The 15,519-nt window shown below is 54.7% G+C and carries 13 protein-coding genes; 2 read left to right on the forward strand and 11 right to left on the reverse strand.

The genetic code is table 11. The features are described from left to right. Window positions 1-119: 119 nt before the first annotated feature. Complete coding sequence (gene crp, locus CPA59_RS20660) at window positions 120-752, forward strand: cAMP-activated global transcriptional regulator CRP (protein ID WP_012768072.1); 633 nt, start codon at window positions 120-122, stop codon at window positions 750-752. A gap of 88 nt (window positions 753-840) precedes the next feature. On the opposite strand, the gene CPA59_RS20665 is transcribed toward crp, so the two are convergent. The 11 genes from CPA59_RS20665 to CPA59_RS20710 form a co-directional block, all read right to left on the reverse strand. Continuing rightward, on the reverse strand, window positions 841-2,064 hold the full coding sequence (locus CPA59_RS20665) for an aspartate aminotransferase family protein (protein WP_107760591.1): 1,224 nt from the start codon (window positions 2,062-2,064) through the stop codon (window positions 841-843). A gap of 186 nt (window positions 2,065-2,250) precedes the next feature. Then, window positions 2,251-2,826 (reverse strand): aminodeoxychorismate synthase component II, encoded by a 576-nt coding sequence (locus tag CPA59_RS20670; RefSeq protein ID WP_107760593.1) that lies wholly within the window; start codon window positions 2,824-2,826, stop codon window positions 2,251-2,253. A gap of 220 nt (window positions 2,827-3,046) precedes the next feature. Further along, window positions 3,047-4,252 (reverse strand): helix-turn-helix domain-containing protein, encoded by a 1,206-nt coding sequence (locus CPA59_RS20675; protein WP_107760595.1) that lies wholly within the window; start codon window positions 4,250-4,252, stop codon window positions 3,047-3,049. Between the two features lie 458 nt (window positions 4,253-4,710). Continuing rightward, window positions 4,711-5,028, reverse strand: a complete 318-nt coding sequence (locus CPA59_RS20680) for a helix-turn-helix transcriptional regulator (RefSeq protein ID WP_107760597.1) — start codon at window positions 5,026-5,028, stop codon at window positions 4,711-4,713. A gap of 264 nt (window positions 5,029-5,292) precedes the next feature. Next, window positions 5,293-5,442: a hypothetical protein gene (locus tag CPA59_RS23000; RefSeq protein WP_022635150.1), complete on the reverse strand. Its 150-nt coding sequence runs from the start codon at window positions 5,440-5,442 to the stop codon at window positions 5,293-5,295. A gap of 107 nt (window positions 5,443-5,549) precedes the next feature. Beyond that, a complete protein-coding gene (locus tag CPA59_RS20685) occupies window positions 5,550-7,514 on the reverse strand; it encodes a PatA/PatG family cyanobactin maturation protease (RefSeq protein WP_038920419.1) in 1,965 nt (654 codons plus the stop codon). A gap of 485 nt (window positions 7,515-7,999) precedes the next feature. Beyond that, window positions 8,000-8,626, reverse strand: a complete 627-nt coding sequence (locus CPA59_RS20690) for a glycoside hydrolase family 19 protein (protein ID WP_107760599.1) — start codon at window positions 8,624-8,626, stop codon at window positions 8,000-8,002. 211 nt (window positions 8,627-8,837) lie between these two features. After that, the gene (locus CPA59_RS20695) at window positions 8,838-9,980 is read right to left on the reverse strand and encodes an MFS transporter (protein ID WP_038920422.1); all 1,143 of its coding nucleotides are present in this window, start codon (window positions 9,978-9,980) and stop codon (window positions 8,838-8,840) included. Continuing rightward, entirely contained in the window at window positions 9,977-11,266 is a 1,290-nt protein-coding gene (locus tag CPA59_RS20700) for a PDC sensor domain-containing protein (RefSeq protein WP_107760601.1), read from the reverse strand. Before CPA59_RS20700 ends, CPA59_RS20695 begins: the two co-directional genes overlap by 4 nt. Continuing rightward, window positions 11,263-12,294, reverse strand: a complete 1,032-nt coding sequence (locus CPA59_RS20705; RefSeq protein WP_038920424.1) for a gamma-aminobutyric-acid receptor subunit beta — start codon at window positions 12,292-12,294, stop codon at window positions 11,263-11,265. The genes CPA59_RS20700 and CPA59_RS20705 overlap by 4 nt, the downstream gene beginning before the upstream one ends. A gap of 1 nt (window position 12,295) precedes the next feature. After that, the gene (locus CPA59_RS20710) at window positions 12,296-13,666 is read right to left on the reverse strand and encodes a pyridoxal-dependent decarboxylase (RefSeq protein ID WP_038920425.1); all 1,371 of its coding nucleotides are present in this window, start codon (window positions 13,664-13,666) and stop codon (window positions 12,296-12,298) included. A gap of 458 nt (window positions 13,667-14,124) precedes the next feature. Here CPA59_RS20710 and pelC point away from each other — a divergent pair, with 458 nt between their 5' ends. Further along, window positions 14,125-15,252, forward strand: a complete 1,128-nt coding sequence (pelC, locus tag CPA59_RS20715) for a pectate lyase PelC (RefSeq protein WP_049854221.1) — start codon at window positions 14,125-14,127, stop codon at window positions 15,250-15,252. Window positions 15,253-15,519: the final 267 nt, after the last annotated feature.

Raw genomic sequence — 15,519 nt, forward strand, 5'->3', positions numbered from 1 at the left:
TTTATTCCCTGACGTCATTCCGCCAGGACGGAATTGAATTATAACTATGTTATCACGCCGTACAGGGAACTCTGAGCCCTGTGATTTGCGCAGTGAATTACAACAGAGGATAACAGCGAATGGTTCTCGGCAAACCGCAAACAGACCCGACTCTCGAATGGTTCCTTTCTCATTGCCACATTCACAAGTACCCATCGAAGAGCACTCTGATTCATCAGGGTGAAAAAGCAGAGACGCTTTACTACATCGTGAAAGGCTCGGTTGCCGTGCTGATCAAGGATGAAGAAGGCAAGGAAATGATTCTTTCTTATCTGAATCAGGGCGATTTTATCGGCGAACTTGGCTTGTTCGAAGATGGGCAGGAACGCAGTGCGTGGGTCCGGGCGAAAACTGCCTGCGAAGTCGCTGAGATTTCCTATAAAAAATTCCGCCAGCTGATTCAGGTCAACCCGGATATTCTGATGCGGTTGTCCTCGCAGATGGCGCGCCGCCTGCAGGTGACTTCGCAGAAAGTCGGCAACCTGGCGTTCCTCGACGTTACCGGTCGTATCGCGCAAACCCTGCTCAACCTGGCCAAGCAGCCGGACGCCATGACCCACCCGGACGGCATGCAGATCAAGATCACCCGACAGGAGATCGGCCAGATTGTCGGCTGTTCCCGCGAAACCGTCGGTCGTATCCTGAAAATGCTGGAAGATCAGAACCTGATTTCCGCCCACGGTAAAACCATCGTGGTGTACGGCACCCGCTGATTATCATCCACCGGATCAACATCAGCCGGATCAAAAAGAGCGTGCCCAGGCACGCTCTTGTCGTTTTAGTGGAAAGAAAAATCGCGGCTTACGCGCCTTTCACCACCTGCGCCACTGCTTTTCCGAACAGCGCCATGCCTTGATCGATCTCTTCCGGGGTAATCACCAGCGACGGCACGAAGCGAATCACGTCCGGCCCCGCCACCAGAACCATCAACCCCAGATCCGCCGATGCCGCCAGGAAATCCCGGGCGCGGCCATGCCAGGCCGGTTTCAGCTGCGCGCCCAGCAGCAGCCCCATGCCGCGGATTTCGTCGAAAATATCGTACTGCGCGTTGATACTCTCCAGCGCGGACACAAAGCGCGCATGGCGATCCACCACTCCAGACAACACTTCCGGCGTATTGATCACATCCAGCGCCGCTTCCGCCACTGCGCAGGCCAACGGATTGCCGCCGTAAGTCGTGCCGTGGGTGCCGACCGCCATTACCGACGCGATCTCTTCCGTGGTCAGCATCGCGCTGATCGGGAAACCGCCGCCCAGCGCTTTGGCGGTGGTCAGAATGTCCGGCGTGATGCCGTAATGCATATAAGAGAACAGCTTGCCGCTGCGGCCCATGCCGCACTGCACTTCATCAAACACCAGCAGCGCCTGATACTGGTCGCACAGCTCGCGAACCCCTTTGAGGAACGCCGGCGTGGCAGGCGTGATGCCGCCTTCGCCCTGAATCGGTTCCAGCACCACCGCGCAGGTGTGGTCATCCATCACCGCTTTTACCGCATCCAGATCGTTAAACGGCACGTGCACGATGTCCGCCGGTTTCGGGCCGAAACCATCGGCGTATTTCGGCTGGCCGCCGACGGAAACGGTGAACAGCGTACGACCGTGGAACGACTGATAAAACGAAATGATCTTGGTTTTGTACGGGCTGTGGCGGGTAATGGCGTAATGACGAGCCAGCTTGAATGCCGCTTCGTTGGCTTCCGCACCGGAGTTGGCGAAAAAGACGCGGTCAGCAAAGGTCGCATTAATCAGTTTGGTGGCCAAACGCAACGCCGGCTCGTTAGTGAACACGTTGCTGGTGTGCCACAGGGTTTCGCCCTGCTCTTTCAACGCCGTCACCAGCGCCGGATGGCAGTGCCCCAGCGCCGTCACCGCGATGCCGCCGGAGAAATCGATATATTCCTTGCCCTGCTGATCCCAGACACGGCTCCCTTTGCCTTTTACCGGCACAAACTGCGCGGGTGCATAAACCGGAAGAATTACCTTATCGTAAGTATCCCGTGTTACTGCTGCTTTCTCTGTCGCCATTTGCTGCCCCGTTGTGATATCCGTGGTTTTCGAGTGAAAATATAGTCATTAAATATGCATAAAAAATCAAAAATACGCAATCATTAATCCGACATGCCCTAAATAGGAAGGGCCTGGTAATAACGCCGGCACACCTGCAACGTGAAGCATGACGGGTATAAAGCCGGATTTGCTCCCACTATCCCTCTATAAATCAAGGAAATTCTTCAGTAGCTGATGCCCCTGCTGGCTGAGAATGCTTTCCGGGTGGAACTGCACGCCTTCCAGCGGCAACGAGCGGTGACGCACTCCCATGATCTCATCCATTCCGGCGTCGTTCTCGGTCCAGGCGGTTACCTCAAAACAATCAGGCATCGAATCCTGTTCCAGAATCAGCGAGTGATAACGGGTGACGGTCAACGGGTTTGCCAGCCCGGCGAACACGCCGCGGCCGGTGTGCCGCACCGGCGAGGTTTTGCCGTGCATCACCTGACGGGCGCGCACCACCCGTGCGCCAAATGCCTGCCCCAGCGCCTGATGCCCTAGGCACACCCCCAAAATCGGCAGCGTGCCGGCAAAATGGCGGATAGCCGCCAGCGAAATCCCGGCTTCATCAGGCGTACAGGGTCCGGGGGAAATCACCAGCCGTTGCGGCGATAACCGCTCGATGTCCGCCAAAGTCAGCGCATCATTACGCCTGACCAGCACCTCCGCCCCCAACTCGCAAAAATACTGGTACAGGTTGTAGGTAAAGGAGTCGTAGTTGTCGATAAGTAGCAACATATCTTTATCTATCAGCGGGTGAATGGCGTTACGCTCGTCGCAGACATCATACCTAACACAGCATGATGAAGAAGGAATGATGTCGAGTCTGAAGAGTTAAGACACGGTTGTCCAGATGCACATCTGAAACAGCCGGAGAAGGAAATAAATAAATGTGCGCCAATCCCGGGGAAAACCCGGCCATGCCATGACCGGGGACGTTAAGAAAGGGCGTCGGCTGTCACCCGGTTTCATCACGCAGCACCACCGGGTTGAATTTTTTCCGGAACTCGATGGGCGTAACGCCGGTATAGCGTTTGAACATCTTCTCAAAATGGCTCAGGTCGCCATAGCCGCAATCCAGGTAGAGATTGGTGATCCGGCTCATGGGGTGGCATTCCAGCCGCTGACAGGCATAGAAGATGCGGGTCTGATTCAGAATCTGCTTAAACGACAGCCGGAGGCTGTGCTTGAGCAGATAGGAGAGATGCGACGGGCTGATGTGGGAATTTTCCGCCAGCTCAATCAACGTTACTTCCTGCTGGAAATGCTCGCCCAGATACAGCAGCGCTTTGATCACCGACGGGTGAAACTGTTGCAGGGCGTCCTGATCGCGGCTGAGCACCGCATCGCATAATGAACGGTTGATCCGTTGCCGCTCGCCTGACGGCGCTTGCCCCGTTCGCGCCACGATTTGCGGCAGAATACTACTGGCCTGCGACAGGTCGATCTCGGCGTCGTCGCTGAGCATCAACAGCCGGGCGATACTGTGCCACAGCTGCCGCACATTGCCGGGCCAGTCGTAATGATGCAGGTGAAACAGCACCTCAGGATGCAATGTCTGCCGGATTGACTGACGGTACGCCTGCCAGGCGGCATGAACCAGTTCGGCGATATCCTGCGTTCGGCCTTTCAGGGCCGGTACTGACAGCGACTGGCAGCCAAATGCCGACACCAGTTGCGCCGCAGGCTGCGCCGACGACGCGCTGTTCTCCGCCGGCGCCGCAATCAGCCCGAACACCAGCCGTAGCTCGCTCCGCCTGGCATGTTCCACCCGAAGCAACGCCAGAGCCTTCTGCTGCTGCTGTTCGGTCAGCGTATCAAAACCAGGAATGCACAAGGTTAGCCGACGATCGTCGGGAATAGCGGCGAGTGCCTCCTCCAGCCGTTTCGTTGGATCGCCCTCGCCGCTCAGTTCGACATAGCGCCCCTGCAACGCCTGAAGTCTGGCGCGAATATAGCCGGTAATCTCAGACAGGTCTGCGCCCGGCTCGCCAGAAAGCAAAATGGGTCTACCGGATAACATCAACCGATCGATTCGGTCACGCAGTACCGAAGGCAAAAAGATAAATTCCGGGATATGTCGCCCCACCGAATAGCCCATGAGGGGTATTTTTTCGGCAGGAATACTTTTTAATTTACCAGGTAGTATATTTTCTGTTTTCACGGGAAAATCCTTTATTCAACTCCTGCCAGTGCACATTTCACAATATCCCCGTCATGTTTCAAGCTGCAGGTGCGTTGGTTTTCCTGCAGTCAAATTAGTTGAGGTAATAAAATGCGCCCCTTCATAAGAAATGGCGTGACTTCTGCAACACGCCCTTCTCATTCAAACCGCTATTTCGACAATCAAAATGAATCCGTAGATTCTGTCGACAGACTCTCTGGACAAACCCTGGTAAAAATAATGTAAATCCCTTTACTGATTTTTTACTCATTATCACCGTTGTATCGGGATAAAAATAAATGCATTCCCTGCCGGCATTAAAATCAGCCGAATAAATATTCGGCGCTATTGTATCGCTGAATAGGCCATTACTTTATTCTTATGCAACCACTCTTATCACAATGATAAAAACGGCATCATTCTTAAAACCATTAAAATATTATTTTCTATATCTACAATCAGATTTTATTCGCATCACGTAGAACCAGCATCTGATATAAATCAGCAAACAAAAATGCGATATATTTATACTCATCAGAATTAAAATCACAGGATGCGGGATCATGTGACTGCAGCACGAGGTTCTCCTCGGTGACATCAAAGAATTTTGCAAATTTATACAACGTTTGTCTGGAGATCGGCTTGCCTAACTCCGCTCTTTTTATTGTAGAGATAGAGATATAACACTTTGATTCAAGGCTTTGTTCTGACAGTTCCTCCTGACTTAATTTTTTTTTAACCTGAGGTCTTTGATCACTGCTGTGTTCACCATAAATCCGTTGTTAGACATACATTCCCCTCTGCAATCAAAATCAATACACCTTTTCATGGCTTCATTTCCAAATACCAGACCACACTCACGACAGGTTGATATTTACGCACACCAACCACAATAAAGCATACCAATTAGTTATGATGTAAATTCACCTAACCTAATATCCCCTGATTTTGACAACACAATTAACACCAGACTACATTTAATTATTTATTTTTATTATGAATAAATGGTGCATGACCATTCGGTCATGCACCATTACTGATTAGCTCAGTACGCCGGACAGCGCGCCCTGGCCTGCTTTTTTCAGCAGATTCAGCGCCTGGCCCCAGAAGGCCGGGTTAACGCCGGACGCTTTGGCTTCGGCAACACGGTTAGCGCGATTAACATTCTGTGCTTGGGTTGGAAGTTTCATGGTTATTTCTCCTTGAGTGTATTTGCATTACGTTTTGGGGATATCCCCAGGTTAATGCCACCGACTGGCGGCAAAGCTGAAAAACGGTATGGTTCGGCAGGCCGATATTAATAGGCATGCCAGCTGCGCAGCGTACCGATGGTGACCGGCATGACATCGCTGACGTCAATGGTGTAGCGATACAGTTTGCGTGCGGCGGTGAGGCGTTCTTTCGGGTTGAAGAATTCCAGCACCACGTCCCAGCAATCGGATTCCGGACGGCTGACCGGGCTGCGTTCCGCGCCGATCTTGTTCAGGAATAACCCTTCGCCGAAAGCGTCGTCGAAGATTTCCTTCATCTGATAAGCGTTGGTGGCCGCATAGTTAATGGCGCGTTCATTCGACTCGTAACCCCGGTTACGCAGTTCGTAATAAATGCGGTTGATGAAGTTGACCAGTTCCTTGGATTTCGGCGTGCCGACGGCGCTTTCCCCCATCAGCATCTTGGAAATATCCTGGGATTCCCAGTTGAACATGCCGCGTAATACCGGGCTGATGGTGGGGATCACCTGGCCGTTGAACAAACGGGTTTCGCCGCTGATAATCCCGGCGATGGAAACGCGCTCCACGCCTTTGGTTTCCTGTTCGTACAGGAACTCCACCAAACGGGCATATTCCAGCACCGCGAACTGAGCATCCGGTTTAATGGCATAAACCGGAATGCCGTCAATTTTCAGCGTCCAGATAAGCGCGTTGGATTGTTCCGCATTATCACCGGTATTCAAGTGCTCAGCCATTTGCACCGGGTCAAACGGGTAGCCGCTTTTATTTCCCATCACCTGGGTAAAATAATCCAGCCGCGCTTCGGTACCGAAGTCATAGCCGACCTGGCCGATGACAAAGATCTTTTCCTGATCGCGGACCGTGCGCGCATCCAGCAGCGAGGATTGCGGCATAACCCGCCGGGCCGGAGCATGGACATAGTGATTGGCTGCCGGATCGCTGATTTTCGATAACGACAGGCCGGCGGCGCGCGACGGGGCGCTCGCTTCCGGGCTCAGGCTGGAAGGCGCCAGCACCTCATCGTCATCCAGCTCGATATCCTGAATGTCCTGCTGGGCGTCGATAATCGAGGGAACCAGCAGCTCCACGGCGGCGGGTTCAACCATTTTCTCTTCAGTTGACATGGTGGTGATCCTTTTTGGTGGTTGGTGATAGAATTCCTGTGCTATTTGCCGGAATAATTTCTGAATATTTAATCGGTATACAACAGACTCCCGATTACCTGCCGTTGACAACACGAGTGGGGTGGCTGTGTTAAACAGCACGTCCCGAATCATTTTTGACGCACGACGATCGTTTGCTACATTCATCGCCCTCATGATTAATGCCGAGACCGCCGACACCACCGGGGCAGAAAAACTGCTACCAGATACAACAGACAGATCATAATTCGGCGTAGCAACAGGGATTGATACACCAGATGCCAGCAACATTTTCTTTCTCAGCTTCACCCCGTAATTATTAAATGAGGCGGGCAATCCCTCTTTATCACAAGCGCCGACGGCTAAAACAAAATCCATCGACGCCGGTAATGACTCACTATTACGGCCTTCATTACCGACAGCGGCGATAACCAATACGCCTTCTTTTTCGCAATCGTCGACAGCTTTGCGTAATTCATCCGTTCCCTGGCCATTAACCGATAATGACGCACCGCTAACGTTGATAATATTGCACCCCTTTAAACGAGCATCACGAATGGCTTTCGCCAGCGTACGCTCAGAGCAGCCATGAATATTTCCCCACTCGTCTTCATGAAAGACGGGAATACTCAAAATGGTTGCCGCCGGTGCAATGCCAACGCCCTTTCCACCGATAATACTGCCCACAGCCGTACCGTGTGAGGTGCTTTTATTTGTCTGCACAGAAAGGCATTCAATATTTAAATGATTTAATATCGGATGCTGGCAATCAATGGCGCCATCAATAATACCGATTTTTATTCCTTCTCCATTTATCCCCAATTGCTGTAAATCAGAAAGTGGGTTATTCAATAATGCATTATGAGTGTTCGACGGGTGCATCATCATTCTCTTTCCTGAATATGGAATTTAAAATCCCCGGTGTTTGTATACCATTCCGTTTGCAAGAGAATAACAACCGTGATTATCGCACAAGTTATCAGCAATCATTCCGGTTATATTTTCTTTCACTCTGGAACTGGCGCAGAACATTCACACAGCAAATACGGTATTTCTCAATAAATGCTCGTCATCGTTTTATTGTTTAAAAACGTTCTGACAAGTTGAGCATTTATCTTAGGCTAATAAATTTATAGTAGCCTTACTTAAAAAATATTTTGGTATCACTTTAGTATCAGTTTTATCAGTTCTATGTAGCTCAGTAGGTTACATAGAACTGATAAATAAAATACTGAACGTTTATTGAATGACGATCTCCTTTGTAAAACGGATAATTATTCGTTCCGGCGCGGCGAATGCCTGTTTCTGATAAAACCGGAGCTGCCTGCAACCCCGGAATTCCCGCTTACCAGACTGGAACCGCCGGCCGCTTCTCAACCAAAAGCGCGCTTGGCTTTTGCCAGATAGTCCTTACGGTCTGCCAGACCATTAAGGCCGCCATTAATCCGACGGGTAATGCCATTGACGTCATCCTGATCGGCCAACGCGTTCAGTCCGTTCTTTTTCCAGAACCAGATCGCCGCCGCCACCGACACCGACGGGTTCTGGCTGATCAAATCCGGGTTCGTCACCAAATCCTGGCCGATGGCGCTCCCGCAGGTGCGGTAATTGTCACGCCCCGTCAGCTGAATCAACCCCCGGCCGCGGTACTTCCAGCCATCTCCCGTTTCCGTCGCGCCGTTGCCCAGCCGGTTGGCGTAAACAATGTTGGCGATCGACTCCGGTTTGCGCTCACACTGCGCGGCCATCTCATCGGTGGTGAAATAGCGCCCAAACACCGAACGCAGCCCTTTGGCGCTGTAGTTCAAATTCTCCACCCGCGCACGCAGTTCATTACTTTCATGCGCGATCTGGGCGACAAAGTGCGCAAAACGTAGCGGGGTGTTGATCTCCGCCGCATTGCACTCCTGCTGCAACGCGGGCTGGAACAGCGCGAGGTCGTCCGCACCGGCCGCCGTCATTACCTTTTTTAATTTTTCCTGGCTGATTTCAAGAGTCATCGGGTTTCCTCCTCAATTGCTTGACGCAGTCAGTTTGCAGAGGAAACACGCTCCCTCTCTTGGGTAAACATCGGCAAAAAGCAGGGGAACATGCAGTAAACCCGGAGAAAATAAGGACATGATGAACCAGTCCCCGGCAATACGCCGGGGATCGGGAAGAAAAACACCGCGGGCAATGCCCGTACGGTGCGGGCTCATTGAGAAGAGACGTTTATTGAAAAGGCGTCTGGTGTTCGACCAGTTCCCACACCAAATAGCAGAGAAACGCACAACCTACCGCTACCAGCACCATCGTCATGCCTTCCGGCCCCATACGGTCCATCATGAAGCCGATGCCAATCAGACCGGCGATGCCGCCTAGTGAATCCATCATGGTGTAGCTCATGTTGGCGGACATCTGCTGCTGTGGATGAAAGCGATCGCCGATCAGCGACAGGCCGATGCTGTAAACGCCGCCCATACTACCGCCCCAGATATACAGCAGCACCAGCGTAGCGCCGTAATCGGCATACACCGCCAGCGCCAGAAATACTGCGCAAACCACCGAACAGAAAATGCAGAACACCACGATCCACTGCCGGTTTACCCAATCCGACAGCAGGCTGACCAGCATCCCGAGCGTGACGCTGCCCAGCATGAACATGGTCATCAGCAACGACGCCCGCTCCTCCGTCAGCCCGTCGCTGATGCCATACAGCGTCAGGAAGTTGGGCAGGCCGTAGAAACTGACGCCGCCGACCAGCGCGGACACCAGAATGGCGCGGGCATGGCGGCAGACAAAGCGAAAACGCACCGCGGACACCGTTCCCGACAGTGGATTGATGTGGGCGATCCACACCAGCAGCAGCGCGCTCAGGCTGAGCAGCGCGGTCAGCCAGAACCGTTGCGACATGGAGACCTGCGTCAGTTGCAGCAATACCGGTCCCAGTGCCACCCCCAGCGACAGCGCGGCGGAAAACAATCCCATGATGATGCCGCGCCGTCGCAACGGCAGTTGATTCAGCCAGGTCTGCAACAGGATCAACTGCATCCCGGTACACAGACCGTATCCCAGAATGCTGACCAGCCAGCCGGGGTAAAATTGTTGCCACGCCATACTGGCGCACAGGCTGGCGCGCAACAGCACCAGCAGCAGCGTCGACCACATCAACCCCATCCGCTGGATGATGCGGCTTAGGCGCTGGTGGAACAGCAGCACGCCAATGATTTCGCAGGCCATCGCCACGCCGATCCACAGATTATTATGGCCCTGCAGGTTCATCAGCACCGGAATGGTGACGTAATTGATGCCGGAAACCAGTTGGATCAGGAAGGTCTGCACGATTAACAGTATCGGTAGTAAACGCGGCATCATAGCGCCTCCGGATATTTAGGCACTCGCCAGCTCAGCAACAACTGGCCGCGCGTCACCTGACGGATCGTCACCTGCGCGGATTCCGCCTCCGCCTGCCAGCGCAGAAAACGCCGCCACCAGTCCGGCTCCTCAGTCACAGCGCCGTTCGGCTCGCCGCACCGCGTTAGCCGGACATCCAGCACCCAATACAGCAACGCCTCTTCCCTCTGGCTGACCTCAATCGTCAGCGGTTGCTGCGCCAGTTGCCGCCACAGTTGAAAGCTCTGCAGCCAGAAACGGTGACAACAGTCTGGCGAAAAATGCGCCTCCAGCGCTTCAGTCGACGCAATCGCCAACACCGAATCCGGGCAGGGAAGCAGCGACGGCGCCGCATTGCGCCACCACTCGCTCAGGCTTGCCTGCTGTGCCTGCTCGCCTCCCGACAGCCAAGGATCGGCAGCCGTTGCCGCCAGATACGCCGGCGGCCGGTCATGGTCGCCGCCGCGCAGGAACAGTAACGGCAGCGGCCAGTCATACAATCGCTCCAGTTGTGAAGGCAACGTGGCGTGCAGCAGCGCGCTGTAGGCCTGTTCGCGGCTTGCCAGTTGCACCCGGACCTGCTGGCTGCTGCGCCGCATCCACCACACCGCCAGCCCGACAACCAGCCCGAGAAACAGAATGGTGCTGATTGCCTTGCGAAATACCTGATTGAGCGCTTCCAGCCGCTGATAAAAGCTCGATAGCTCCAGATCCATCGCCAGTACGCCGCGAAACTCGCCTTGCTGGTCATAAAAAGGCGCGTAGGCGCTGATGAAAGAGCCCCACTCGTCCCGATACGGCTGGTCCGACACCGCAGCTTTGTGCTGCCGCAATGCGTCCACCAGTTCCGACGGCGCGTTGTCATACACCTGCATCAACGCCGGAGGCAGGTCCGGCAGGCCGTCGCCATCGTTGTCGTTCTGCGGGCTGGGGTTCACCACAAACCGCACCTTGTCCTGATCCAGCACCGTGGTATAGATGTAGCGCACATCCTGCGATGCCTGACGAATGCGTTCCAGTTGCACCGCCAGTTGCTGATAAACCGGATCATCGCGCACGGTGCGCGCGGTAATGTCCTGATGCCGATCGCCGGACAGGGTGGAGGCCGCCGCCCGCACGTTCGACAACAACCCGATTTTGATCTCCTGTTCCAGCGTACTGATCGACTTGTGGTAGACCATGTAGGTAGAGAATCCCAGCAGCCCGATAAAGATCAGGCTGGCGAACAGCGCTTCCGCCAGCGCCGCCCGTGAAGGTGAAGCGCTCATAGCGTAATCCCCCGTATAATCAGCACGCCGCCAATCGCCAGAAACCCGAGAGGAAAGGCCAGGCGGCAGCGGTGTATCAACAGATCGTCTTCCACGCCGTTCGCCTGACGGTGGTGGGCGAAAATAATCAGCAGGATCGCCGCGAAAATGCTGCCATACCCGGCGATGATCATCTGGTCGATGACCGTGGTGTAAGGCAGACGCGGCAGAATATTGCTGGTGTAAAACGCATAGGCCACTACCGTCAGCATCAGAGTGAACGAGGTTTGCAGTCGCTCGGAGAAAGACTCCAGCCAGAACACGCTCCAGGACGCAGCAATAATCAGCCCCAGCGGCAGAATAAAACTCCACAGGTAGTACGACGGGTTGCGCACGGCGTCTATCCGTACCGTAATGCGGGAGAACTCGTTCTGATTGGGCTGTACGCTGCTCAGGTGGTCGTAACGAATATCGCTGATGTGGGTAGAGGCTTTGCCCCGAATCCACCATTCGTCGATCTCTTCGTTATCAATATTTTCGGTGTAGACCTGTATATCGCTGAACCGCAGCTGCTGGTTGTTATAGGAAAAAGGCTCCAGTTCCAGCACGAACTGTTGACGATCAAACGGAAACAGCCGGAAGTCCATGTCATTGCTGAATGAGCCGAGAAAGCGGGCGTTATAAATGACCCGCCCGTCGGGAAACAGCATCAGGCGTTTATTGCCGGTGTCCGGGCTGCCTACCACGTTGATGAATTCCAGCGCCGGCACCCATAATCCGTTATTGATCCACCGCTCGATCTGGTTATTTTCGACAATCAATGGCTTATCGCCCGGCGTTTTGCGCGGTTTTCCGGTCCATTGCGCCACGATGTAGCCATCGACCTTGTAGGTCTGCTCCAGCGTGTTCACGCCATAGATCTTGTTGATAAAAATGCTCACACTCACATCCACCGGGCGGGCATCCGCCGCGCTATCCGCCGGCGCGGACCACGCCGGCAACCCCATAAGCAACAAAACAAGCCCGCAGCATGACCACAGAATCCGCATCTCACACCTCCCCGGCCGATGGAAAAGCGCCTGGCTGACCCAGCGCCCACAACAGGTTGTCCACCAGCGCCCGATGGCAATGCGGCAGCACCACCAGATGGCAGAAGAGCGCAGGCTTGCCCTGCACCATCAGTTGTTCGCTGGACAACGAGAAACGCTCGATGATGGACGGACTGGGCGCGCTGAACTGCACCATCAGCGAGCCGCTGAGTAACGGTTGCAGAAACAGTCGTTCCCGGCCGGGATCAAGCCGTTCAAATAGGTACCGAAGTTGCTGGTGAGCGTAGCGCTGTATGTCGTGACAGCGGCGGATCATCTCCCGCTGCCCCTGTTCGCCGAGGCGACACAGTTGGTTCCACAACACCACCGCGGACAGGCCGGGACGCGAACCGGATAAGGTCGAGTCTCCGCTGCCGATATAATTCGGGCGGCTGAGCGCCACCGCGCGATACGGCGCCGACAGCATCACCACGCCGCACGGCCACGGCATACTCAGCCATTTGTACGGGCTGGCGCAGATGGAGTGCAGCGACGCCGCCTGCGCATCAATCGCCAGCTGGCGCCCTTCCGGTTCCGGCCAGAACGGCAGATAACTGGACGACAGCGCGCCATCCACATGCACCCAGTAACTGCGCTGCTGCGGCGTATTGGGCGGCAGGCGCTGCCGTAGTTGCGTGGTAATCTGCGGCCAGTCGTCGCAGGAACCGCTGAAGGTGGTGCCGCTGGTCAGGCAGACAATCACCGGCCGCCGGTAGCGATAAAAAAACATCACCAGTTGCAGCAGGCTCTCCACATCGATTCGCCCGGCGTCGTCGCACGGTACCGCTCGCGGCCACACGCCGGCGTTGATTGGGCAACGCCCCAGCGTCGGCCCGGCTTCGGCAGGCGTCGCCAGTTGCAATACCCGGCAGGCTTTCGCCAGCGAATAGTGGCTGTGGTCGGAATACAGCACCACCGGCGCGTAACGCGCATGCGTCATGGCCGGCCAGTGCGTGGTAGCCGCGCCACACAGAAAATCGCGCGCATTCCACAGCGCGAACAGATTGCCTTCGGTAGACCCCATCGCGGTCAGGTATCCCCAGTACGGCGACGGCAGGTTCCACAGCCGGGCGTAATAATCCAGCACCGCCCGTTCAAAACGCTTGCTGTTAACCTGATAGGCGCCGGGCTCCATGCTGTCTCCCAGATTCAGCAGATTCATGTCCAGCAACGGGCGCAATCCGGCGTCGAACTCTCCCTGTTGGTTGGTCTGAAACCCGGCGAAATGTCGCCGCTGCTCCTCCATACGCGCGGTGTAGGTCCGCAAAATTCGCCTTCGCACCACATCGTGCATCCCTTCGGACAAAATTGTTAATTCATCAATTGGTTGCATATCCTCTCCGTCTGCTCATTTCAGCGATAAAAGCAGGGTAAGGAATCGCCCGGTTAGCGAGCGCGGCTGTTCAGCGTGGAAATACGGCGAAATGCGGGAGAGAGGAAGCAGACGTCAGCAACAAGGTCAACCGGCGAGCCATCCAGAACGCCAGTGACCGATTTCACAGTTCATGCCAAACCAAAACCATGAGCATGACTAAACAATTATTCCCCGCTTTCATTATGGGAACACGTTAGCGTGAGCCTGCTCAAAACTATTAAAAGATCTCTTCGATCCAGATAATGAAATGGCATTTCAATTATTGAATTGTGCGATTTTTACACTAAAAATGAGTCTGGCTGCCGGCATACTTTGATTTCTCTTACCAATGCATGCCGACTCCACCCTCAATACGGGCGAAGGGAATAACACATGCCCGCAACATATTTATGGTTTAGAGAAAAGGAACACACGCTATGAAATCACTCATTACCCCGATTACCGCTGGACTGCTACTGGCACTCAGTCAACCGTTGCTGGCCGCCACCGACACCGGCGGCTACGCCGTTACAGCAGGCGGCAACACGACAGGCGCCGTCAGCAAAACGGCGACGTCGATGCAGGATATCGTCGATATCATCGCCGCGGCCCGTCTGGATGCTAACGGCAAAAAGGTGAAAGGCGGCGCGTACCCGCTGGTCATCACCTATACCGGTAACGAAGATTCGCTGATCAACGCCGCTGCCGCCAATATCTGCGGCCAGTGGAGCAAAGACGCCCGCGGTGTGGAAATCAAAGAATTCACCAAAGGCATCACCATCATCGGCGCCAACGGCTCTTCCGCCAACTTCGGTATCTGGATTAAGAAATCCTCCGACGTGGTGGTGCAAAACATGCGTATCGGCTACCTGCCGGGCGGGGCCAAAGATGGCGACATGATCCGCGTTGACGATTCGCCGAACGTCTGGATTGACCACAACGAACTGTTCGCCGCCAACCACGAATGCGACGGTACGCCGGACGGCGACACCACCTTTGAGGCCGCGGTAGATATCAAGGGGGCTTCGGACTATGTCACCGTGTCCTACAACTACATCCACGGCGTGAAGAAAGTCGGTCTGGACGGTTCCAGCAGCAGCGACACCGGCCGCAACATCACTTATCACCATAACCGCTACAACGACGTCAACGCCCGTCTGCCGTTGCAGCGCGGCGGCCTGGTGCACGCTTACAACAACCTGTACAGCAACGTAACCAGTTCCGGCCTGAACGTGCGCCAGAACGGTCAGGCGCTGATCGAAAGCAACTGGTTCGAAAACGCGGTGAACCCGGTGACGTCCCGCTATGACGGTAAGAACTTCGGCACCTGGGTGTTGAAAAACAACAACATCACCAAACCGGCCGACTTCTCTACCTACAGTATCACCTGGACGGCAGACACCAAGGCTTACGTCAACGCGGATAGCTGGACTTCCACCGGTACTTTCCCGACGGTGGCCTACAGCTACAGCCCGGTCAGCGCGCAGTGCGTGAAGGACAAACTGGCTAACTACGCCGGCGTGAGCAAAGGCCTGGCGACGCTGACCAGCGCAGCCTGTAAATAATCCGACAGCGAAAGCCGGGCATGAAAACGGCCCAGCTGACGCCCCATCACCGAGCGGGCCACACGCCCGCTCTTTTTCTTCTTCGATACGCAGCCAGGCCGTCATGGCACCTTATCACCATGAACCCGATGCGGAACGCTACCGGCTATGCACGTTGCCTTATGCCGCTTTTCACGCTAATTTGATAATTAATCATCTTTTAATTATCAAACGTTATAACTAAGTGGTCAGAACTCCGGCCGCCAAAAGTGACGTCTGTCAAAATTT

Source organism: Dickeya sp. Secpp 1600 (genome assembly GCF_003049805.1).
In the GTDB taxonomy this organism is placed as follows: domain Bacteria; phylum Pseudomonadota; class Gammaproteobacteria; order Enterobacterales; family Enterobacteriaceae; genus Dickeya; species Dickeya fangzhongdai.

Bases quoted from the DNA above. Each gene is read 5' to 3' on its own strand.
- crp (WP_012768072.1), top strand. From the start codon at position 120: ATGGTTCTCGGCAAACCGCAAACAGACCCGACTCTCGAATGGTTCCTT.
- CPA59_RS20665 (WP_107760591.1), bottom strand. From the start codon at position 2,064: ATGGCGACAGAGAAAGCAGCAGTAACACGGGATACTTACGATAAGGTA.
- CPA59_RS20670 (WP_107760593.1), bottom strand. From the start codon at position 2,826: ATGTTGCTACTTATCGACAACTACGACTCCTTTACCTACAACCTGTAC.
- CPA59_RS23000 (WP_022635150.1), bottom strand. From the start codon at position 5,442: ATGAAACTTCCAACCCAAGCACAGAATGTTAATCGCGCTAACCGTGTT.
- CPA59_RS20685 (WP_038920419.1), bottom strand. From the start codon at position 7,514: ATGATGATGCACCCGTCGAACACTCATAATGCATTATTGAATAACCCA.
- CPA59_RS20690 (WP_107760599.1), bottom strand. From the start codon at position 8,626: ATGACTCTTGAAATCAGCCAGGAAAAATTAAAAAAGGTAATGACGGCG.
- CPA59_RS20695 (WP_038920422.1), bottom strand. From the start codon at position 9,980: ATGATGCCGCGTTTACTACCGATACTGTTAATCGTGCAGACCTTCCTG.
- CPA59_RS20700 (WP_107760601.1), bottom strand. From the start codon at position 11,266: ATGAGCGCTTCACCTTCACGGGCGGCGCTGGCGGAAGCGCTGTTCGCC.
- CPA59_RS20705 (WP_038920424.1), bottom strand. From the start codon at position 12,294: ATGCGGATTCTGTGGTCATGCTGCGGGCTTGTTTTGTTGCTTATGGGG.
- CPA59_RS20710 (WP_038920425.1), bottom strand. From the start codon at position 13,666: ATGCAACCAATTGATGAATTAACAATTTTGTCCGAAGGGATGCACGAT.
- pelC (WP_049854221.1), top strand. From the start codon at position 14,125: ATGAAATCACTCATTACCCCGATTACCGCTGGACTGCTACTGGCACTC.